Annotated in this window: 21 protein-coding genes; 6 read left to right on the top strand and 15 right to left on the bottom strand. The window is 74.5% G+C overall.

What is annotated here, in order from left to right:
* Positions 1 to 40 precede the first annotated feature (40 nt).
* The gene (locus ACIQI7_RS11270) at positions 41 to 535 is read left to right on the top strand and encodes a DUF3145 domain-containing protein (protein ID WP_401107610.1); all 495 of its coding nucleotides are present in this window, start codon (positions 41 to 43) and stop codon (positions 533 to 535) included.
* Between the two features lie 63 nt (positions 536 to 598).
* Here the strand turns inward: ACIQI7_RS11270 and fabF are convergent, their stop codons facing one another.
* From fabF to ACIQI7_RS11245, 5 genes are all read right to left on the bottom strand, one after another.
* Positions 599 to 1864 carry a beta-ketoacyl-ACP synthase II gene (fabF, locus tag ACIQI7_RS11265; RefSeq protein ID WP_401107609.1) on the bottom strand — a complete coding sequence of 422 codons (1266 nt, stop codon included), beginning with the start codon at positions 1862 to 1864 and terminating at the stop codon, positions 599 to 601.
* 186 nt (positions 1865 to 2050) lie between these two features.
* Positions 2051 to 2290, bottom strand: a complete 240-nt coding sequence (locus ACIQI7_RS11260) for an acyl carrier protein (RefSeq protein ID WP_387748431.1) — start codon at positions 2288 to 2290, stop codon at positions 2051 to 2053.
* Positions 2291 to 2365: 75 nt separating this feature from the next.
* Positions 2366 to 3397, bottom strand: coding sequence for a beta-ketoacyl-ACP synthase III (locus tag ACIQI7_RS11255; protein WP_387748433.1), 1032 nt, complete (start codon positions 3395 to 3397; stop codon positions 2366 to 2368).
* The gene (locus ACIQI7_RS11250) at positions 3394 to 4344 is read right to left on the bottom strand and encodes an ACP S-malonyltransferase (RefSeq protein ID WP_401107604.1); all 951 of its coding nucleotides are present in this window, start codon (positions 4342 to 4344) and stop codon (positions 3394 to 3396) included. Before ACIQI7_RS11250 ends, ACIQI7_RS11255 begins: the two co-directional genes overlap by 4 nt.
* A 91-nt stretch (positions 4345 to 4435) precedes the next feature.
* Positions 4436 to 5632, bottom strand: a complete 1197-nt coding sequence (locus ACIQI7_RS11245) for a PucR family transcriptional regulator (protein WP_387749266.1) — start codon at positions 5630 to 5632, stop codon at positions 4436 to 4438.
* 225 nt (positions 5633 to 5857) lie between these two features.
* On the opposite strand from ACIQI7_RS11245, the gene ACIQI7_RS11240 reads away from it, so the two are divergent.
* Positions 5858 to 6634: a pirin family protein gene (locus tag ACIQI7_RS11240; protein ID WP_401107601.1), complete on the top strand. Its 777-nt coding sequence runs from the start codon at positions 5858 to 5860 to the stop codon at positions 6632 to 6634.
* 57 nt (positions 6635 to 6691) lie between these two features.
* Here the strand turns inward: ACIQI7_RS11240 and ACIQI7_RS11235 are convergent, their stop codons facing one another.
* Positions 6692 to 7525 (bottom strand): serine hydrolase domain-containing protein, encoded by an 834-nt coding sequence (locus ACIQI7_RS11235; RefSeq protein WP_401107599.1) that lies wholly within the window; start codon positions 7523 to 7525, stop codon positions 6692 to 6694.
* Between the two features lie 134 nt (positions 7526 to 7659).
* On the opposite strand from ACIQI7_RS11235, the gene ACIQI7_RS11230 reads away from it, so the two are divergent.
* Positions 7660 to 8163 (top strand): MerR family transcriptional regulator, encoded by a 504-nt coding sequence (locus ACIQI7_RS11230; protein WP_387748441.1) that lies wholly within the window; start codon positions 7660 to 7662, stop codon positions 8161 to 8163.
* Positions 8160 to 9173, top strand: coding sequence for an aldo/keto reductase (locus tag ACIQI7_RS11225; protein ID WP_401107595.1), 1014 nt, complete (start codon positions 8160 to 8162; stop codon positions 9171 to 9173). Before ACIQI7_RS11230 ends, ACIQI7_RS11225 begins: the two co-directional genes overlap by 4 nt.
* Before the next feature lie 50 nt (positions 9174 to 9223).
* On the opposite strand, the gene ACIQI7_RS11220 is transcribed toward ACIQI7_RS11225, so the two are convergent.
* Positions 9224 to 9802 (bottom strand): TIGR03086 family metal-binding protein, encoded by a 579-nt coding sequence (locus tag ACIQI7_RS11220; RefSeq protein WP_401107591.1) that lies wholly within the window; start codon positions 9800 to 9802, stop codon positions 9224 to 9226.
* 100 nt (positions 9803 to 9902) lie between these two features.
* Here ACIQI7_RS11220 and ACIQI7_RS11215 point away from each other — a divergent pair, with 100 nt between their 5' ends.
* Positions 9903 to 10895 carry a helix-turn-helix transcriptional regulator gene (locus ACIQI7_RS11215; RefSeq protein WP_401107588.1) on the top strand — a complete coding sequence of 331 codons (993 nt, stop codon included), beginning with the start codon at positions 9903 to 9905 and terminating at the stop codon, positions 10893 to 10895.
* A gap of 49 nt (positions 10896 to 10944) precedes the next feature.
* On the opposite strand, the gene ACIQI7_RS11210 is transcribed toward ACIQI7_RS11215, so the two are convergent.
* The 7 genes from ACIQI7_RS11210 to ACIQI7_RS11180 all read right to left on the bottom strand — a co-directional run bounded on the left by ACIQI7_RS11210 (position 10945) and on the right by ACIQI7_RS11180 (position 18293).
* Entirely contained in the window at positions 10945 to 12159 is a 1215-nt protein-coding gene (locus tag ACIQI7_RS11210; RefSeq protein ID WP_401107585.1) for an alpha/beta hydrolase, read from the bottom strand.
* A 222-nt stretch (positions 12160 to 12381) separates the two neighbouring features.
* The gene (locus ACIQI7_RS11205; RefSeq protein WP_401107583.1) at positions 12382 to 12717 is read right to left on the bottom strand and encodes an MmcQ/YjbR family DNA-binding protein; all 336 of its coding nucleotides are present in this window, start codon (positions 12715 to 12717) and stop codon (positions 12382 to 12384) included.
* Between the two features lie 146 nt (positions 12718 to 12863).
* A complete protein-coding gene (locus ACIQI7_RS11200) occupies positions 12864 to 14168 on the bottom strand; it encodes an acyltransferase (RefSeq protein ID WP_401107581.1) in 1305 nt (434 codons plus the stop codon).
* A gap of 26 nt (positions 14169 to 14194) precedes the next feature.
* Positions 14195 to 15319: an alpha/beta hydrolase gene (locus tag ACIQI7_RS11195; RefSeq protein ID WP_401107578.1), complete on the bottom strand. Its 1125-nt coding sequence runs from the start codon at positions 15317 to 15319 to the stop codon at positions 14195 to 14197.
* Positions 15320 to 15498: 179 nt separating this feature from the next.
* The gene (locus tag ACIQI7_RS11190) at positions 15499 to 16173 is read right to left on the bottom strand and encodes a response regulator (RefSeq protein ID WP_401107576.1); all 675 of its coding nucleotides are present in this window, start codon (positions 16171 to 16173) and stop codon (positions 15499 to 15501) included.
* Complete coding sequence (locus ACIQI7_RS11185) at positions 16170 to 17483, bottom strand: histidine kinase (protein ID WP_401107574.1); 1314 nt, start codon at positions 17481 to 17483, stop codon at positions 16170 to 16172. Before ACIQI7_RS11185 ends, ACIQI7_RS11190 begins: the two co-directional genes overlap by 4 nt.
* Positions 17484 to 17606: 123 nt before the next feature.
* A complete protein-coding gene (locus ACIQI7_RS11180; RefSeq protein WP_401107571.1) occupies positions 17607 to 18293 on the bottom strand; it encodes a TetR/AcrR family transcriptional regulator in 687 nt (228 codons plus the stop codon).
* A gap of 219 nt (positions 18294 to 18512) precedes the next feature.
* On the opposite strand from ACIQI7_RS11180, the gene ACIQI7_RS11175 reads away from it, so the two are divergent.
* Positions 18513 to 20114, top strand: a complete 1602-nt coding sequence (locus ACIQI7_RS11175; protein ID WP_401107568.1) for an MFS transporter — start codon at positions 18513 to 18515, stop codon at positions 20112 to 20114.
* A gap of 112 nt (positions 20115 to 20226) precedes the next feature.
* On the opposite strand, the gene ACIQI7_RS11170 is transcribed toward ACIQI7_RS11175, so the two are convergent.
* The gene (locus ACIQI7_RS11170) at positions 20227 to 20739 is read right to left on the bottom strand and encodes a nitroreductase/quinone reductase family protein (RefSeq protein ID WP_401107565.1); all 513 of its coding nucleotides are present in this window, start codon (positions 20737 to 20739) and stop codon (positions 20227 to 20229) included.
* Positions 20740 to 20836: the final 97 nt, after the last annotated feature.

Genomic DNA, 20836 nt, shown 5'->3' with positions numbered 1-20836 from the left:
GCTGGGGAAGGCGACCCTCGTCCACAGCCTGGAGGTCCCGGTGACGACACGTGGAGTTCTGTACGTCCACTCCGCGCCCCGCGCGCTGTGCCCGCACGTCGAGTGGGCCGTCGCCGGGGTGCTCAATGCGCGGGTGAGCCTGGACTGGATCCGCCAGCCGGCCGCACCCGGGCACTGGCGTGCCGAGCTCTCCTGGCAGGGGGAGCCCGGTACGGCTTCGAAGCTGGCCTCCGCGCTGCGCGGCTGGCAGCTGATGCGGTACGAGGTGACCAGCGAGCCCTGCGCCACGGCGGAGGGGGAGCGGTACAGCAGCACGCCCTCGCTCGGCATCTTCCACGCCGTCACGGGCATCCACGGCGACATCCTGATCCCCGAGGACCGGCTGCGCGCCGTCCTGGTGCGCGCCCGCAGCGAGGGCGCCGACCTGGAGGCCGAGGTCGCCCGGCTGCTCGGCAAGCCCTGGGACGACGAGCTGGAGCCGTTCCGCTACGCGGGCGAGGGCGCACCGGTGCGCTGGCTGCACCAGGTGGTCTGAGACCGGCGGGTACGTCGAAGGGGCCGGCGCTCACGGCGAGCGCCGGCCCCTTCGACGTGGGCGTCAGCGGGTGCGGAAGGCCAGCACCACGTTGTGGCCGCCGAAGCCGAACGAGTTGTTCAGCGCGGCGATCCGGCCCTCGGGCAGCTTGCGGGCCTCGTCGCGGACGATGTCGGCGTCCACGTCGTCGTCCAGCTCGTCCACGTTGATGGTCGGCGGGGCGAGCCGGTGGTGCAGGGCCAGCACGGTGGCGACGGTCTCGATGCCGCCGGCGCCGCCCAGCAGGTGACCGGTCATCGACTTGGTGGCCGAGACGGCGATGTGGTCGAGGTCGTCGCCCAGCTCCTTGCGCAGCGCCTTCAGCTCGGCGGTGTCGCCCTGCGGGGTCGAGGTGGCGTGCGCGTTGACGTGCACGATCTCGGCCTTGTCCAGCTCGTTGCGCTCGAACAGGTCGGCCAGCGCGCGGGCCACGCCGGCGCCGGTCGGCTCGGGCTGGGCGATGTGGTGGGCGTCCGAGGACAGGCCCTGGCCCACGGCCTCGCAGTAGATCCGGGCGCCGCGCGCCTCGGCGTGCTCGATCGACTCCAGCACGACCACGCCGGCGCCCTCGCCCAGGACGAAGCCGTCGCGGGCCTTGTCGTACGGACGGGAGGCCCGCCGGGGCTCGTCGTTGGTCTTGGACATCGCCATCATGTTGGCGAACGCGGCGATCGGCAGCGGGTGGATCGCCGCCTCGGTGCCGCCGGCCACCACGACGTCGGCGCGGCCGGTGCGGATCATCTCGATCGCGTAGCCGATCGCCTCGGCGCCGGAGGCACAGGCGGAGACGGGGGTGTGCACGCCCGCGCGGGCACCGACCTCCAGGCCGACGTTGGCCGCCGGGGAGTTGGGCATCAGCATCGGGACGGTGTGCGGGGAGACCTTGCGGGCGCCCTTCGCCTTCAGCACGTCGTACTGGTCGAGCAGGGTGGTCACGCCGCCGATGCCGGAGGCGATGACGGCGCCCAGGCGCTCGGGGGCGAGCTTGGAGGACTCGTCGGTGGCGGGGGTCTCGTAGCCGGCGTCGGCCCAGGCCTCGCGGGCGGCGATCAGCGCGAACTGGGCCGAGCGGTCCAGCTTGCGGGCCAGCGGGCGGGGCAGGATCTCGCCCGGCTCGACGGCGGCCCTCGCCGCGATCTTCACCGGCAGGTCCTCGGCCCACTCCTCGGTCAGGGCCGCCACGCCGGACTCACCGGCAACCAGGTTCTCCCAGGTGCTGGCGGCGTCGGCGCCCAGCGGCGTGAAGGCGCCGATACCCGTGACGACCACGGTGCGGTTTTCAGCGGTCACTGGTTTCTTCTTCTCTCACGTGTGGCAGGGGGTCGGCGGCGTGCCGAGGATGGGCCCGGCCGGGCGCCCCGGTGAGGGCGTCCCGGCCGGAGTGGTCGGCCAGGCTCGACGAGCCCGGCCGACGGGTCGGTCCGGGCCGGCGTACGGGACGCCGGACGGGCCGACCGGGTCGAACGAGTCGATCGCTCAGGCGTTGAGGATGTACTCCACCGCGTCGCCCACGGTCTTCAGGTTCTTGACCTCGTCGTCCGGGATCTTGACGTCGAAGCGCTCCTCGGCGGCCACGACGACCTCGACCATGGACAGCGAGTCGACGTCCAGGTCATCGGTGAAGGACTTGTCGAGCTGGACGTCCTCGGTCGGGATACCGGCGATCTCGTTGACGATCTCGGCGAGACCTTCCAGGACCTCGTCCTTGGTAGCCATACTGGCTGCTCCTCTTCGGTGTTGAACGCGTCCGGCCGGCGGCCGGACACAGGCTTGTGAATCGGGCGAATGCGCCTAGGGGAGAGTAACGACTGCCGCGGCGTACACGAGACCCGCCCCGAACCCGATGATCAGGGCCAGGTCCCCGCTGTGGGCCTCACCGCTCTCCAGCATGCGTTCCATCGCCAGCGGGATGGAGGCCGCGGAGGTGTTGCCGGTCTCGGCGATGTCGCGGGCGACGGGCACCGACTCCGGCAGCTTGAGCGCCTTGATCATGGCATCCGTGATCCGCATGTTGGCCTGGTGGGGGATGAACGCACCGAGCTGGTCGGCGGTGATCCCGGCGGCGTCCAGCGCCTGCTGGGCCACCTTGGCCATCTCCCACACGGCCCAGCGGAAGACCGGCTGGCCGTCCATCCGCAGGGCCGGCCACTTGGCCTCCTCGCCCGCGCCGTTGATCGCGTCGGACTTGGCGAAGGCGGTGTCCCAGGCCTGGGTCTGGGTGATGAGGTCGGCCTGCGAGCCGTCCGAGCCCCAGATCAGCTTGCCGATGCCGGGGGTGTCGGACGGGCCGACGATCGCGGCGCCGGCGCCGTCGCCGAAGATGAAGGCGGTGGAGCGGTCCGAGGTGTCGGTCAGGTCGCTGAGCCGCTCGACGCCGATGACCAGCACGTACTCGGCGTTGCCGCCGCGGATCATGCCGTCGGCCAGGCCCAGGCCGTAGCCGAAGCCGGCGCAGGCGGCCGAGATGTCGAAGGCCGGGGCGGTGCCGCAGCCGAGCCGCTCGGAGATCTCGGTGGCGATCGCGGGGGTCTGCTTGAGGTGCGAGACGGTCGAGACGATCACGCCGCCGATCTGGTCGGGGGAGATCCCGGCCTGGGCGATGGCCTTGCCGGCGGCCTGGACCGACATCTCGGCGACGGACTCCTCCGGGCCGGCCCAGCGGCGCTCGGCGATCCCGCTGCGGGTGCGGATCCACTCGTCCGAGGAGTCGATCCACTCCAGGACCTCGGAGTTGGGGATCACCCGGACCGGGCGGTAGCCGCCGACGCCGAGGATGCGCGAGTACTGCGCGCCGCTCACCGGGCGGATCTGGGGCTTGGTCATGCCTGGGTCTCCTGCTCCTGACCGCCGTGCTCCGCAACGAGCTCGCGGGCCTTGTCCAGATCGGCGGGGGTCTTGAGGGCGAGCGTGGCCACACCCTTGAGGTTGCGCTTGAGCAGCCCGGTGAGGGTGCCGGCGGGGGACAGCTCGATCACGGCCGTCGCCCCCAGCTGCCCGATGGTCTCCATGCAGAGGTCCCAGCGGACCGGGTTGGAGACCTGCGACACCAGGCGCGCGAGCACCTCGGCACCGGAGTCCACGACCGCGCCGTCCTTGTTGGAGACGTAGCGGACCTGCGGGTCGGCCGCGGTCAGCGTCGGGGCCAGCTCGGCCAGCCGCTTGACGCCCGGGGCCATGTGCTCGGTGTGGAAGGCACCGGCCACCTTGAGGGCGATCAGCTTGGCGCGGGCCGGCGGGTCCGCCTTCAGCGCCTCCAGCTGGGCCAGCGTGCCGGCGGCGACGATCTGGCCGCCGCCGTTGTTGTTGGCCGGGGTCAGGCCGTGCTCGGCGAGCTTCGCCGCGACCTCCTCCGGCTCGCCGCCGAGCACGGCGAGCATGCCGGTCTCGGTGACGGCGGCGGCCTCGGCCATGGCCCGGCCGCGCTCGCGCACGAAGGTCAGCGCGTCGTGGGCGGTGAGCACCCCGGCGCCGGCGGCGGCGGTGATCTCGCCGACGCTGTGGCCGGCCACGGCGCCGACCAGCTTGCGGGCGGCGTCCTCGTCCGGGAACAGCTCCCGAGCGGTCACCAGACCGGCGGCGACCAGCAGCGGCTGGGCGACGGCGGTGTCCTTGATCTCCTCGGCGGACGCCTCGGTACCGGCGTGCACCAGGTCGAGCCCGGCGACGTCCGACCAGCCGCGCAGGCGGTCGGCGACGCCGTCGAGCTCCAGCCAGGGGCTGAGGAAACCGGGGGACTGGGCACCCTGTCCAGGGGCGACGATTACGAGCACGGTTCAACCCTCTCTCGCCAGGCGCCCAGGGGCGGGTAGGCGACGGTAACGAAGAAAACCATCCGGGATTGTATGGTCCCTACACTCCGGCTCAGCCGGGCTCCCCCACGCCGCCCAGTCGGCCGAGGGCCAGCGCGATCCGCAGAGTGAACGCCGAACGTACGTCGGAGGGGGCGTACCCCGTGACGTCAGTCACACGTCGCAGCCGGTAGCGCACCGTGTTGGGGTGGACGAAGAGCATCCGCGCCGCGCCCTCCAGCGAGGAGGCCTGCTCCAGGTAGACACTCAGCGTCTCCAGCAGCGCGGAGCCGGCCTCGTCCAGCGGTGTGTAGATCTCCTCCACCAGCTGACGGCGCGCGGCCTGGTCGCCGGCCAGCGCCCGCTCGGGCAGCAGGTCGTCGGCCAGCACCGGGCGGGGGGCGTCCGGCCAGGCCGCGCAGGCGCGCAGGCCGGCCGCGGCGGCGTGGGCCGAGCGGGTCGCGGAGAGCAGGTCGGGCACGGTCGGGCCGACCACCACGGGGCCCGGCGCGAACTGGCCGATCAGCGCCCGGGCCGCCTGCACCGGCTCCTTGTCGCCGCCGACCACGACCACCAGGCGCTTGCCCAGCACCCCGGTCAGCACGTTCAGCTTGGCGTACCGGGCGGCCCGGCGGATCGCCTCCACCACCAGCTCGCTGTCGCCGTCCGGCGCGCTGCCCACCACCACCCGGATCTGGCTGGGCTGGCCCCAGCCGAGCGCCGCGGCGCGGGAGAGCACGCCCTCGTCGGCGTCGCCGGACAGCAGCGAGTTGACCACCAGCGCCTCCAGCCGGGCGTCCCAGGCGCCGCGCGCCTCGGCCGCCTGGGCGTACACCTGGGCGGTGGCGAAGGCGATCTCCCGGGCGTAGACCAGCACCGACTCGCGCATGTCCGCCTCGTCGCCGGGGGCGGCCACCTCCTCGATGGCCTCCTCCATCACCTCGATCGTGGTGCGGATCAGCTCGACGGTCTGGCGCAGGGTGATCGCCCTGGTCAGTTCGCGCGGGGCGGTGCCGAAGACGTCGGTGGAGATCGCCTTCGCGGACTCGGGGTGGCGGTACCACTCGGTGAAGGCGGCGATGCCGGCCTGGGCGACCAGACCGATCCAGGACCGGTGCTCCGGCGGCATCCGCCGGTACCAGCCGAGCTGGTCGTCCATCCGCGAGATCGCGGCGGTGGCCAGCTTCCCGGAGGACTTCTCCAGCCGCTTGAGCGTCGCCGCCCGGCGCTCGGCGCGCTCGGCGGCGGTTCTGCGCTCCTGCGCGGTCAGACGGGGTGCCGCACGGCCCGGGCGGTCACGGACCGGCCGGGCGGCCGGGCTCTTCCCGGCCGGTTCGGCTGCGGGGCTGGGGCTGGGTTCGCTCTTGGAGTTCGCGGAAGCGGCTGGCACAAGGACAAGACTGCCTCACGTGAGTGACTGCTCGTGCACACCCCCCGGCGGAGCGGCGCGGTGGCAAGGGTCACACCCCGCGCCCCAGCCACTACGGTGGGGGGCGTGACCGAAGCCGCCGACCGCCCCCGTGCCGACCTGCGCCGCACCGCCGAGCGCTACCGTTCCGCCCCGGCCGAGGGCGTCGAGACCAGGCACGCCTTCTCCTTCTCCGGCCACTACGACCCGAAGAACACCCACTTCGGCGCGCTGCTCGCGTGCAACGAGGAACTCCTCGCCCCCGGCGCCGGGTTCGAGGAGCACAAGCACCGGGACACCGAGATCCTCACCTGGGTGCTGGAGGGCGCGCTGGCCCACCGGGACTCGCACGGCCACAGCGGGGTGGTCCGCCCGGGGATGGTCCAGCACCTCAGCGCCGGCTCCGGGGTCACCCACACCGAGCGCAACGTCGGCGGCGCCACCGGTCCGGTCCGCTTCGTCCAGATGTGGCTCCAGCCGGACGAGTTCGACGCGCCCCCCGCGTACGGCCTGCGCAAGGTGGAACCGGCGGACGGCGGGTTGACGCTGCTCGCCTCCGGGCTGGAGCGGGACGCCGGGACGGACGCCCTGCGGCTGCGCCGCGGCGACGCCGCGCTCTGGCTGGCCACCGCCGGGCCGTGGCAGCCGCTGCCCCGGCTGCCCGAGGCGCCCTGGCGGTACGCGCACCTGACGGCCGGCTCGCTCGGCTACCGCACCGTGCCGGGACCCAAGGGCGCGGGACGCTCGATGGTCCCGGGCGACAGCGTGCGGATCACCGGCGACGCCTTCGCCGACCCGGCGGCGGGTGGGACCGGCGCCGAACTCCTGCTCTGGGAGATGCACTCGCCGGTCTCGTACGGCTGAGCCCTGTCGTCGGACTCCCCGCGTCGTCCCGCGGGCGCGGGTCCGACAGCGGGTCCGTCAGCGGGCCAGTTCGTCGAGCACCGCGTCCGAGAAGGCCGGCCAGGCCTCGACCGCCCACGGCCCGAAGTCCCGGTCGGTGAGCGCGACGCAGGCCGCGCCCGCCCGCGGGTCGACCCACAGGAAGGTGCCGGACTGGCCGAAGTGCCCGAAGGTCCCGGGGGAGTTGGCGGTGCCGGTCCAGTGCGGGCTCTTGCCGTCGCGGATCTCGAAGCCGAGGCCCCAGTCGTTCGGGCGCCGGTGGCCGTAGCCGGGCAGCACGCCGCTGGTGCCGGGGAAGGCGACCTCGCGGGTGGCCTGCCGGAGGGTGGACGGGTCCAGCAGCTTCGGCGCCTGCAGCTCGGCGGCGAACCGGGTGAGGTCGGCGACGGTGGACAGGCCGCCGGCGCCGGCCGGGGACTTGTGCGCGGTGTGGATCAGGGTGTCCGACATGCCCAGCGGCTGGAACACCGCCTCGGCGACGTAACGGGAGAACTCGATCCCGGCGGCCGTGGACAGCGCCCGGGCCAGCGCGTCGAAGCCCGCGTTGGAGTAGAGCCGGCGGTTGCCGGGCTCGGCGAACACCCGGTCCTCGTCGAAGCCCAGGCCGGAGGTGTGGGCGAGCAGGTGGCGGACGGTCGACCCGGGCGGCCCGGCCGGGTCGTCCAGCTCGAACACGCCCTCCTCGACGGCGACCAGCGCCGCGTACGAGGTGAGCAGCTTGGTCACCGAGGCGAGCGGGAACAGGTGCTGCTGCGGCCCGTGCGCGGCCAGCACCGCGCCGTCCGTCCCCCGGACCACGGCCGCCGCGGCGTGGGGCACCGGCCAGTTCTCGATCATCCGCAAGCTCTCCATGGGGTCCGACTGTAGTCGCCGGGAAATCCGCCGGAAAACGTGGTGGCGAAGCCACCCGGATGTCGGGCTTGCTTGGAGTGCACTCCAACTCGGTAGCGTCGTCCACGTCGCACAGGACAGGGGGAAGACGAGCGATGGCCGCACCCGCACGCATCGAGATCGACCGGCGCAGCTGCACGGAGGTGTTCAGCCGCCCGACCGGCGACCCGGACCGGACGCCGAGGCACACCATCAGCGAGGTCGCCGCCGCGAGCGGGCTGACCGCCCACACCCTGCGCTGGTACGAGCGGATCGGCCTGCTGGACCCGGTCGACCGGGCGGCGGGCGGCCAGCGCCGCTACTGCGACGCCGACCTGCACCGGCTGGCCTTCCTGGGCCGGCTGCGGCTGACCGGCATGTCGGTGGCGGACATGCTCAGGTACGTGGACATGGCCCGCCAGGGCGAGCGGACCTACCCGGAGCGGCAGCAGCTCCTGGAGGCCCAGCGCGAGGAGGTCCGGCAGCGGATCGTGGACCTCCAGGCCACCCTCGCCGTCCTCGACCACAAGATCGACCTCTACGCCGGGAAGGTCGCCGACCTCACCGGCGCCCCGGTCCAACACCGGAACATCCATGGAGAGGAAGCGCAGAGCGCATGACTCAGACCGTCCTTCCCACCGTCGAACTCGGCACCGGGGGCCCGCTGGTGGGCGTCCAGGGCCTCGGCTGCATGGGCATGAGCGAGTTCTACGGCCCCACCGACGCCGACGAGGCGCTCGCCACCCTGGACGCCGCGCTGGAGACCGGCGTCACCCTCTTCGACACCGCCGACATGTACGGCTCCGGCCACAACGAGGAGCTGATCGGCCCCTTCGTCCGGGCCAACCGGGACAAGGTGGTGCTCGCCACCAAGTTCGCCATCGTGCGCTCGGCGGAGGACAACTCCGTCCGCGGCATCAGCAACGACCCGGCGTACATCCGCACCGCGGTGGACGCCTCGCTGCGCCGCCTGGGCGTGGACGTGATCGACCTGTACTACATGCACCGCCGCGACCCGGCGGTGCCGCTGGCCGACTCGGTCGGCGCCATGGCCGAGCTGGTGGAGGCCGGCAAGGTGCGCCACCTCGGCCTGTCCGAGGTGACGGGTGCCGAACTGCGCGAGGCGCACGCGATCCACCCGATCGCCGCGCTCCAGTCCGAGTGGTCGGTGTTCGCCCGCGACGTCGAGCGCACGGCGGTGCCGGCCGCGGCGGAGCTGGGCGTCGCCTTCGTGCCGTACTCGCCGCTCGGGCGGGGCTTCCTGACCGGCGCCTTCCAGGACGCCAAGGAGCTCTCGGCGGACGACTACCGCCGCAACCACCCGCGCTTCACCGGCGACAACGCGGCCGCCAACGGCGAGCTGCTCGACCCGCTGCGGAAGATCGCGGCGGCCCACGGCGTGACGCTCGCCCAGGTCGCGCTGGCCTGGGTGCACCAGCGGGCCGAGGTGCACGGACTGGCCGTCGTGCCGATCCCGGGCACCCGCAAGCGCGGCCGGCTCGCCGAGAACACCGCGGCGGCGACGCTGCGGCTGACCGCCGAGGAGCTGGCGCTGCTGGAGCCGGTGGCCGGCCGGGTGGCGGGGAACCGCTACCCGGACATGAGCTCCACCTCGGCGGCGCGCGAGTAGCGGGCACCGGCGGCCCGGGGGCGGTGGCTCCCCCGGGCCGCCCGGCGGGGTCAGACCGACCGGCCCATCCAGGCGGCCAGCCGGGTGTGCACGTCGGCGTCCTCGGCGACCGGCCGGACGTCGCCGAACGGGCCGCCCGGCGGCCGCTGCCCGTCCGGCAGCACGGACTGCGCGATGCCCAGCGCGGTCCGCGACAGGTCGTCGTCCAGCGCGAAGCCGCCGCCCAGCGCGGTGGCGATGTCCCAGGAGTGGGTCACCAGTTCCATCAGGTAGCCGCCCACCGCGATCGCGCCGGGCACCTCGCCCCAGGGGGCGACGGTCGGGCGGCCGAGCTTGGCGTCGTCCGCCCAGGCGGCCGTCACCCGGGCGCGGGCCCGGCCCAGCGCGGCCGGCCAGCCCTCGTCCGAGGGGTCCTCGACGGCGGCCACGACGTCCCCGGCGCGGCCGCCCTCGCCCATGTACGCGAACCGGTGCATGCCGCCGACCACGTGGTTCAGCAGCTGACGCAGGGTGAACTCGGTGCAGGGGGTGGGCAGGCCGAGGTCGGCCGGGGTGACGGTGGCGAACAGCTTCTCCAGCTGGTCGAGGGCGGTCTGGTACTGCGGTCGGGCATCCTGGACGGCGGTCATGGCGCTCAACTCCCTGGTGTCGGGTGGTTTTTCGGGCTCGGAACGCAATCTCCCAGCAAAACCTGACAACTGCCGTCAGGATTACTGGGATCATTGGGATATGAAGGCAGACCGCCTGCTCTCGATCCTCCTGCTGCTCCAGACCCGCGGCCGGGTGCCCGCCACCGAACTCGCCGAGCGGCTGGAGGTGTCCGTCCGCACCATCTACCGCGACGTCGAGTCGCTCTCCGCCGCCGGGGTGCCGGTGTTCACCGAGCGCGGGCGGCACGGCGGCATCGGCCTGCTGCCCGGCTACCGGACCGACGTCACCGGACTGACCGCGGACGAGGCCAGGGCGCTGTTCGTGCTCTCCGCCCAGGGGGCGCACAGCGACCTCGGGCTGGACGGCGCGCTCGGCTCGGCGCTGCGCAAGGTGATGGCGGCGCTGCCGGCCCCGCACCGGCCGGCCGCGGAGCGGACCAGTGAACGGATCCTGGTCGACCCGGTCCGCTGGATGCAGACGCCCGGCGCGGTCGGCTCCGCCGCCGGGCCGGACCTGGGCGAGCTTCAGTACGCCGTCTTCGCCGACCGGCGGCTGCGGCTGCGCTACCGGCACAGCGGCACGCCCGCGCCGGTGGAGTACACCGTCGACCCGTACGGGCTGGTGAGCAAGGCCGCCGTCTGGTACCTGGTGGCCGACCTGCACGGCGAGCCGCGGCTGTTCCGGGCCGACCGGGTGCTGGCCGCCGAGACCACCGAGGAGTCGGTGCGCCGCCGGGCCGGGGTCGGGCTCGGCGACGTCTGGGCGGTGCTGCGCGAGCAGGTGGAGCGGCTGCCGATGGACGTGCCGGTGCGGGTGCGGGTCCGGCGCGGACGGTTGGACATGTTCCTGCGCATCCACGGCGGCCGGGTCACCGCGCCGCCGCCGGAGCCGGGCGCCGGGCCGGTCGAGGAGTGGGCCGAGGTGACGATGGCCTTCCCGGCGCCGGCGGCCGTCCGGTCGCTGCTGGCCTTCGGCTCGGACGTCGAGGTGCTGGCCCCGCCGGCCGCCCGGCGCGAGCTGGTCCGGGCGGCGGCGGACGCGCTGCGGCTGTACCAGGACCAGTCGGGTTAGCCCGGTCGGCCCGGTCCGGTCTGGTCGGGTCGGCCCGGGGCGGCCCGGCTCAGGAGTCGGGGGCGGCCCGGACCACGTCCTGGTAGTGGCCGAGGGAGATCGCCGCGAAGTTGCGCAGGCTGTCGGTGCCCGCGGCGAAGTAGCCGTTGTGGCCGACCGCCCGGGCCGAGGAGATCTGCTCCGAGCCGAAGCTGCCCGCCGTCGGGTCGGCGCCGTGGCCGAGCCCGCCGACCTCCAGGAACGGCACGTTGCCGATCCAGTCGCTGGGGTTGCGGGTGGCCCAGACGTGCACGCCGGCGCCCAGCTGGGTGGTGCTCTGCACGCCCATGCCGGGGCTGCCGAAGACCGTCAGGTCGGTGATGCCGGAGGTGTCGGACGGTGAGGCGGCCGCGCGCGGGATGTCCGGGGCGGCGGTGCCGCAGACCACCGAGCCGTAGGAGTGGCAGAGCAGCGACGGCGGCGCGTCCGGGCGGGTGGTCTCCTTCAGCCCGGCGAGCAGCCGCTCCAGTCGGGGGGCGGCGACGTCGGCGAGCCGGGAGGTGGCGGCGTCCGGGCCGAGGCCGGAGGGGGTGACGTAGCCGGTCCAGGAGATCACGGCGGTCCGGGTGCCGGGGGCCTGGCGGCGCTCCTCGGCGTGGAGGGCGCGGGCCATGCCGGCCGGGGAGCGCAGCGGGTCGACCGCCTGGTCGTGGTGGCCGAGGTCGGCGTCGGAGCCGGGGACGAGCACCGAGATCCGCTCGGCGTCGGCGAGGTCGCCCCACACCTCGGTGACCAGGCCGCGACCGCGCGGGTCGAAGGCCAGGACCTGCCGGTCGGGGGCGAGCAGGTGCTCGACGTCGTTGGCGCGGGAGACGGCCAGGGCGCGGGTGTCGGAGGGCAGCCGGTGGTCGGCGGCGCGGGCCCGGGCCCGGTCGCGCTCGGCGGCCAGGGCGAGCTTGTTGGCGCGGTAGCGCAGGTCCAGCGGGGCGCCGTCGTAGTTGCCGACGACCAGCGGGTACGCCTGGATCAGCCGGTCCAGTTCGGTGGGCGCGAGCGAGGCGAAGAACGCCGCGGCGGCGGCCGGGGTGGTGGTGGCCGGGTCGGGCAGGGAGCGGCCGAAGGAGTGGTCCTCGACCCAGGCGGCGCTGCCGGCCGGAGGCGTGGAGATCGCCAGCTGTTCGGAGGAGATCGCGGCCGCGGCGGCGGAGGCTCCGGCGTCGGCGAGCACCGCGCAACCGGCGAACGCCCCGACCAGTACCCGCTTCCAGCGCCGACGGTTGCGCACCGCACCAACTCCCTTGGGCCCGTCACCATTTCGCGGGCGGTGCCCGGAGGGTGCGATAAACCTGTTGACTTCCCTGCGCAAGCCTAGGGGGCCCGGAGGGGTGGCGGGAACACCTAAACTGTGGGATGGATCACACGAACCAGGGGTGTCCGCGCGACGTCTCCCAGTGGTTCGGGCGGTGGTCCCCACCCGCCCCGGTACGACTGGACCGGCCGGTCGCACTCAGGCGTCGAACTCGCGGACCAGGCGCTTCGGCGCCGTCCGCCGCCAGGCCTCGGTGACCAGGTCGGTCAGCTCGTCCCGGTCCACCCGGTCCAGCCGGACGCTCACCCAGCCGTGCCGTCCGACGTACGGCGCGGAGGAGAACACCTCGGGTTCGGCGGCGAGCAGTTCGGCCTGGTCCTCGGGGGAGGCCTTGACGGTGACGCGGTCCCCGCCGGGCGCGCCCATCGCGAAGATCCGGCCGCGGACCCGCAGCGTCTCGATGTCCCAGGTCGGCTCCTGGGCGGCCTCCGGCAGGGCCAGCGCCATCGCACGGAACTCGTCGAACGTCACCATGACGGCAGGGTAGAGCAGGGCACCGACACCGCGCCCCAGCGCGCCCTGGCGCGCTGCGGGGCGCACCGGGGGCGGATGGCGACGGCCGAGGGGGCGTGGACCGATCGGCCCACGCCCCCGTTGGAGCAGTCACACCCGGCGGATCGTCACACCACGCCCAGCGCGTACGCCGCGAACAGCGCCGCCCCGGCCCCGGCCAGCGCCTTGCCGCCCCGGGAGAAGGCCGTCCACGGGCCGTCGAACCGGCGGGTGAACCAGCCGATCGCCACCAGCACGGCGCCGAACAGCGGCAGCAGCGCCAGCCGGGCGACCACCCAGCCGAGCGAGTCCGGTGCGGTGGTCAGCCCCGGGACGGCGCCCAGGGCGGCCGCGCCGGGCACGGCGACCGCGAGCATCGCGCTCTGGTGCCAGCAGAAGATCGTCATCGCCGACAGGTTGACCACCACGACCGGCAGCCAGAGCAGCGGACGGCGGGTCAGCAGCCGGCCCAGCCGCTCCCGCAGCAGCACCGCGGCGCCGCACTGGAACGCGGCCAGGGCGAGCACCAGCAGGGACGGCGGGTGCGAGTTGGTCCGGGCGGCCCCGGGCACGCCGACCATGCTGGCCGGGTAGTGGAAGACCAGCAGCAGCGCGGCGAACAGCGCGCCGCCGCCGAGCAGCAGCACCCGGGCCGCCGGGCGGCCGAGCCGGCCCTGCGCCCAGAGCACGCCCAGCTGGTACCCGAACAGCCAGCCCGGCAGGATGTTCAGCAGCGCGACCCAGGACGGCACCGCCCCGGCCCACGGCCCGTAGCGCAGCAGGTCGACGGCGGCGACCGAGGCCACCAGCAGGCCCGCCGACCAGCCGCCCAGCCGGCGCCCGGCGGCCACGCAGAGCGGGGTGAGCGCGGTCAGCCCCAGGTAGACGCCGATGTACCAGAGCGGCTGCACCACCAGGGTGGCGCCGGTGCGCAGGGTGTCCGCGGGGACGCCGAGCGCGGGCAGCAGCGGGACCAGCGCCGCCCAGACGGCCGTCACGCCGAGCACCGGGCGCAGCAGCCGGACCGTACGGGCCCGCAGCCAGCCGCCGTAGGTGACGCCCCTGGCCCGGGCCCGCTCCAGCGAGCGGACCGAGGAGTGGCCGCCGACCAGGAAGAACACCCCGAGCATCTGGAGCACCCAGCTGAGCGGGGCGAAGAAGCCGAGGGTGGAGAGCGGGCTGGCGTTGTGCAGGACGCCGTCGGGGGTGCGGGTGAAGCCGCCGAGCATCCAGTGGCCGACCGGAACGGCGAGCAGGGCGAGGGCGCGCAGCCCGTCCAGGGCGCGGTCGCGGTCGGCCGGGGTCTTGGCGTCGACCGCGGCGGCGGCGCGGCGCAGGGCGGTGAGCGGCCGGGCGGGGCGGGGCCGGGCGGTACGGGGCTCCGTGGTGCGGGCCCGGGTGGTGCGGGGCCGGGTGGTGAGGGTGCTGGCCATGGTGGTGCTCCTTCCGGTGCGGGCGGTCAGGCGCGGCCGAGCGCGACGGCGGCGTAGGCGGCGAGGGAGGCGGTGCCGGGGGCGAAGTAGCCGTTGTGGCCGTGGGATCCGGTGGCGGGCAGTGGGCGGGCGCCGAAGCCGGCGGCGGTCGGGTCGGCGCCGTGGCCGAGGCCGAACAGCCGGACGTTGGGCACGTCGCCGATCCAGTCGGAGCCGTTGCGGGCGGTGGCCCAGAGCGGGACGCCCGGGTCGAGGTCGGCGACCGAGCCGACGCCCATGCCGGGCGAGCCGAGCACCACCACGCCGGAGGCCTGCGCGGGGGTGGGGCGGGCCAGGCCGCAGACCACCGAGCCGTAGCTGTGGCAGAACAGGGTGGGCGGGGCCTGCGGGCGGGTGGTGACGGCGAGTCCGTCGAGCAGCCGGGTGAGGCGGGGGGCGCCGGCCCGGGCCAGGTCCTCGGTGGCGGCGTCCGGGCCGACGCCGAGCGGGGTGGTGTAGCCGGCCCAGGCGATCACGGCGGTCTGCCGATCGGTGGCGTCCAGGAGCGCGCGGGCCATCCCGGCGGGGGTGCCGTACGGGTTGGCGGTGCGGTCGAAGCGGAGCAGGTCGACGTCCGAGCCGGGCACGACCACGGCGGTGCGGCGGGCGGTGGCGAGGTCGCCGTACACCTCGGCGACCTGGCCGCGGCCGCGCGGGTCGAAGGCGAGGACCTGCCGGCCGCCCTCCAGCAGGGCGCGGTAGCGCTCGGCGCGGGTGCGGGCGGCCTCGTGGTCCTGCGGGGTGAGGGCGGGGTCGGCGGCCCGGGCGAGTTCGCGGGTGCGCTCGGCGGTCAGGGCCAGGGCGTTGGCCCGGTAGCGCAGGGCGATCGGGGCGCCGTCCAGGTTGCCGACCACCAGCGGGTGGCGGACGGCCAGGGCGTCCTGCTGGGCGGGGCCCAACCCGGCGAAGAACGCGGCCACTCGGGCCGGCGTGGCGGTGGCCGGGTCGGGCAGCCGCAGGCCGAGCGAGGTGTCGGCCGTCCAGGCGGCGCTGCCGGGCGGCGGGCCGGTGACGGGGGTCTGGGTGTCGGCGGCCCAGCCGCCCGCGCCGAGCACGACCCCCAGTGCCACCGCGGTGGCGGCGATCGCCCGCCTGACCCGGAACTTGCGCATGTCCCTGCTCCCCCTCGTCCGTTCGGCCGCCGACTCGGTTCGGCTTCCGACGAGGAGGAAGGTAGGAATGCGACGGCCCCGCGGACGTCACTCCGCGGGGCCAACTCCCGTGTGCTACCGGGGTATCAGGAGGATTTCCCCCGGCTGCGAGGGGGGTCACCGGGGTGGGGGCGACCCCCCTACTGGCCGGGGGTCACCAGCCCGGACTCGTAGGCCAGGACCACCGCCTGGGCACGGTCGCGCAGACCGAGCTTGGCGAGGATGCGCCCGATGTGGGTCTTGACGGTCTGCTCGGCGAGCACCAGTTCGGCGGCTATCTCCTGGTTGGACAGGCCGCGGGCGATCAGCTCCAGCACCTCGGTCTCGCGCGGGGTCAGGCCGTTGAGCCGCACCTTGGGGTCGCGGCGCCTGGCCGGGCGGGTGCGGGCGAAGTCCTCGATCAGTCGGCGGGTCACCGAGGGGGCGAGCAGCGCCTCGCCGGCCGCGACCACCCGGACCGCGGCGATCAGGTCGGCCGGCGGGGCGTCCTTGAGCAGGAAGCCGCTGGCCCCGGCGCGCAGCGCCTCGTACACGTAGTCGTCCACGTCGAAGGTGGTCAGCATCAGCACCTTGGGCCGGTGGGCGCCGGGCACGGCCGGGTCGAGCAGCCGCCGGGCCGCCTCCAGGCCGTCCATGACGGGCATCCGGACGTCCATCAGCACCAGGTCCGGGTGGGTGCGGCCGTTGACCTCCAGGGCCTGGGCGCCGTCCGCCGCGTCCCCCACCACGTCGATGTCGCTCTGGGCGTTGAGCAGGGCCGCGAAGCCCGCGCGCACCATGGCCTGGTCGTCGACGATGATCACGCGGATGGTCATGCGGTGGTCTCCCGGGGGGTGTCTGGACGGTCGAGGGGCAGGACGGCGGCCACCTTGAAGCCGCCGTCCGGCAGCGGGCCGGTGTCCAGCCTGCCATCGACCAGCCGGACGCGTTCACGCATTCCGACCAGCCCCTGTCCGGTGCCCTCGACCGAGGCCTCCAGCGACTCGGTGCGCTCCGGCGGCGGCGCGTTGACCACCGTCACCAGCAGCGCCGGGCCGTCGGTGGTCAGCGACACCCAGGTCCGCGCGCCGGGGGCGTGCCGCACCACGTTGGCCAGCGCCTCCTGCACGATCCGGTAGGCGGACAGGCCGACGGCCTGCGGCACCAGGTCCGCCGTGCCCGGCTCCACCGTGAGTTCGGCCGGGACTCCGGCCCGGCCCACCGTCTCGACCAGCTGGGCGAGTTGGCCGACCCCGGGCTGGGGGGACTTCTCCCCGCCGGACTCCTCGCTGCGCAGCACGCCGAGCAGTCGGCGCATCTCGGCCAGCGACTCGCGGGCGGTGCCGGCTATCGCGCCGAACTCCTCGGCGGCGTCGTCCGGCACCCCGGCGATCCGGTACGGCGCGCTGGCCGCCTGCACCGCGATGACCGACATGTGGTGCGCCACCACGTCGTGCAACTCCCGTGCGATCCGGGCGCGTTCCTCCAGCAGGGTGCGGCGTTCGCGCTCGACCTCGCTGATGTGCTCCTGCTCGGTGAGCAGCCGGCGCGCCTCGGCGCGGTCCCGGACGGCCCAGCCGAGCAGCAGCGCGGCGCCGCTGAGCGCGATCAGCAGCATGGTGGTGCCGTCGCCGGAGCGGGGCAGGCCCAGCGTGGTGGTGAGCGCGGTGAGCGCGACGGTGGCCAGCCAGACGGAGACCAGGGTGGCCCGGCTCTCCCGCAGCGCCAGGGCGAACAGCAGGAAGATGTACGCGAGGATCATCGGCGCGTTCCACGGCCAGGTGCCACCGGCCATGTCGTAGCGCGCGGTGATGGCGGCGGTGGTGACCAGGGTGGCCGCGCTGATCCACCAGGCGGCCAGCGGCCGGGTGATGGCGAGCAGCAGCGGGACGGTCTGGGCGACGGTGAGCGCGCCGGCCACCGGCAGCACCAGGCCGAAGGTCTCGACCAGGACGGTGATCCCGGTGGGGATCAGCGAGGACAGCAGGGCGAGGGCGACGGCGTACGGCAGCCGGCGCAGCCAGGGCCGGGGCGACTCCCCGAGCAGCGGGGTGTGGCCGCCGCTCGGGGTGGTGAGGTGGTGTCGGAAGGCGCGCAGCAGGCGGCGGCCGTACGGGCGGAGGTCGGCGGCGGTGAGGTTCTTCATCGCGGGCCAGCCTAGGAGGGCGGGGCCCGCCGGGCGTCGCACTGGAGCCCGAACTTCCGGGTGGTACCGGGGTGTCGGGTGATACCCCGGTATGACACGGATGTGCCGACGGGCCCCGGGGCCTCAGGAGGGGTCGCGCCAGTGGCCGGCCAGGGCCGGGCCGAGCTGGTCGAAGTAGCGCTCGATGACGGCGACCATGCCCTCGGGGCCGGCCGGTTCGTGCTCGGCGCTCCAGGACAGGTGGGCGGAGCGCAGCAGGCTGCCGAAGACGGCGGCGAGCACGGCCGGGCGGAGGTCCTCGGCCGGGTCCAGTCCCTCGCGTTCGGCGAGCACCTGGACCACCAGCCGCTCCTGTTCGGTGACCCGGCGCAGGTGGGCGGCGAGCAGCGGGGGCGTCTCCTCGATCATCCGCATGAGTTCGAGGGCGCTGTGGATCGAACCGGGGCCGGCGGTCTCCTCGCTGCCGAGGTCGCGCCAGGCCTTGACGATCGAGGCGCGCAGGGCCTGGAGCGGTGGTTCCTCGGCCGGGCGGTGGCGCAGGCACTCGATGAAGTAGTCCTCGGCCACGGCCATCACGGCGAGCGCGACCTCGTCCTTGTTGGCGAAGTAGCGGAAGAAGGTGCGCTGGGAGACGTCGACGGCGGAGGCGATCTCGTCGACGGTGGTGCGGGCGAAGCCCTGGCGGAGGAAGAGCAGGTGGGCGGCCTGGATCAGGGCGTACCGGGTCTGCTGCTTCTTGCGCTCGCGCAGCCCGGGCGTGCGCCCGGGGCCCGCCGGGGCGTCGGTGGTACGGGGGGTGTGAGCGGCCATGGCGGGGGCCTTCCGGAGCGCTGGGTGTGGCGGGTGGGAGCACAACCTTAGCGCTCTGACAAATGTCAGTAGTGGCCAGAAGTCACTGTTTGCCGAATGTCAGCAGCTGACATAATCTGCCCGGAGTGGCGCCCGTCGGGCCGGGGCACCTGTGGGGACGGGTGGGCCGGGGCGCCACGACCATGTCCCGCACCCAGCCACGCCCCCCGGAGGGCCCAGATGAGTCAGTCCGTCGTCAAGAACTCCGAGGCGGACGCACCGCCGCCGAACCCGCCGTCGGGGGGCGGCCTCAAGGGGCACCCCTGGCTGACCCTGCTGACCGTCGCGGTCGGCGTCATGATGGTCGCGCTGGACGGCACGATCGTGGCCATCGCCAACCCGGTGATCCAGGAGAAGCTGCACGCGGCGCCCGCCGACATCCAGTGGGTCACCAGCGGCTACCTGCTGGCCCTGGCGGTCTTCCTGATCACCGCCGGCAAGATCGGTGACCGCTTCGGCCACAAGACCACCTTCCTGGTCGGCGCAGTGGGCTTCGCCGCCACCTCGGCCGCGATCGGCTTCGCCGGCAACATCCAGACCGTGATCGCCTTCCGGGTCCTCCAGGGCCTGTTCGGCGCGCTGCTCCAGCCGGCCGCGCTCGGCCTGCTGCGCGGGGCCTTCCCGGCCGAGAAGCTCAACATGGCGATCGGCATCTGGGGCGGCGTGATCGGCGCCTCCACCGCGGCCGGCCCGATCGTCGGCGGCCTGCTGGTCGAGCACGTCAACTGGGAGTCGGTGTTCTTCATCAACATCCCGGTCGGCCTGATCGCGCTGGCGCTGGGCGTGTGGATCCTCAAGGACGTCCGGGCCGAGAACGCCGCCAGGTCCTTCGACCTGCCCGGCATCGCGCTGCTCTCGGTGGGCATGTTCGCGCTGGTCTTCGGCATCATCAAGGCGCCCGAGTGGGGCTGGGGCGACGGCAGGACGCTGCTGTTCCTGGGCGGCGCGGTGGTCCTGATGGTGCTGTTCGCGCTCTGGCAGGGCAAGGCCCGCGAGCCGCTGATCCCGCTCAGCCTGTTCCGCTCGGTGCCGCTGTCGGCGGGCGTGCTGCTGATGGTGCTGATGGCCTTCGCGTTCTTCGGCGCGATCTTCTTCGTGACCTTCTACCTCCAGAACGTGCACGGGATGAAGCCGGTCGAGGCCGGCGTCCACCTGCTGCCGATGACCGGCATGATGATCGTCGGCTCGCCGCTGGCCGGCCTGGCGATCGGCAAGCTGGGCCCGCGGATACCGATCGTGGCCGGCATGCTGATCACCACCGCCGCGATGTTCGGCATGTCCACCCTGGACACCGGCTCGGGCAACGGCGTGATGTCGCTCTGGTTCGTCCTGATGGGCCTCGGCATCAGCCCGGTCATGGTGGGTGCCACCGAGGTGATCGTCGGCAACGCCCCGATGGAGCTGTCCGGCGTGGCCGGCGGCCTCCAGCAGGCCGCGATGCAGGTCGGCGGCAGCCTCGGCACCGCCGTGCTGGGCGCGCTGATGGCCGCCAAGGTCGGCGACGTGCTGCCGGGCAACTGGGCCGCGGCCGGCCTGCCGCCGGTCGAGGGCGAGGCGGGCGAGGGCCTCAAGCAGGCCGCCCAGCTCGGCATCGCCCCGCCGGCCCCGGCCGGCACCCCGCAGCAGGTGGTGGACGCGATGGCCGGCGCCGTCCACGAGTCCTTCGTGAGCGGCATGTCGCTCGCCTTCGCGGTGGCCTCCGTGGTGGCCTTCGCCGCCGCCGTGCTCGGCCTGCTCACCCGCCGCGGCACCACCGACGCGGGCCCGGCCGTGCACATCTGACGGCCCCCCCGCGACGCGCCCCGCGCAACGCCACGGCGGGGCGCGACGCGACGGCCCCGGACTCGCTGGAGTCCGGGGCCGTCGTGGTTCCCGTGCGCGGTGCCCCCGCCGGTCAGACGCGGGTGAGCGCCACCAGCGGGACGGTGCGGGCCTCCGTGCGGAAGCCGGCGAACTGGGGCTGGGCGGCGATCTGGCGGGCCCAGAGCGCCTCGTGCTCGGCCGGGTCGACGGTGGCCGCGAGCGCCGGGTAGCGCTCGGTGCCGACCTCGACGGTGACCTCCGGCGCGGCGACCAGGTTGCGGTACCAGGCCGGGTCCGTCGCGCTGCCGCCGTTGGAGGCGAAGACCACCAGCCGCTCGCCGTCCGCCAGGTAGACCAGCGGGGTGGTGCGCGGCTCCCCGCTGCGGGCGCCGAACACGGTGAGCAGGAGCAGCGGGGCGTCGGCGAGCTCGCCGCCGACCACGCCCCCGTCCCTCCGGAACCCGGCGATCACCCGGCGGTTGAACTCGCCCGCGCCGTCGGCGGGTTCGGGGTGGCGCCCGGAGGGCCCGCGCCCCGTCCCGCCCGGCACGGCGCCGGCCTTCGTCTCGTCCGTCGTGCCGTCGGCCTTCGTGTCGTTCGTCATGCCGCCGACCCTAGGACCTCACACCGGTGAGAGGGTCAAGTCACGGCGGACGCCGAAGGGCCGGACCCCCCGTGGGGAGTCCGGCCCTCCAGTCAGT

Source organism: Kitasatospora sp. NPDC092039 (assembly GCF_044756065.1).
In the GTDB taxonomy this organism is placed as follows: domain Bacteria; phylum Actinomycetota; class Actinomycetes; order Streptomycetales; family Streptomycetaceae; genus Kitasatospora.
This window is presented reverse-complemented; position numbering and strand designations above follow the sequence as displayed.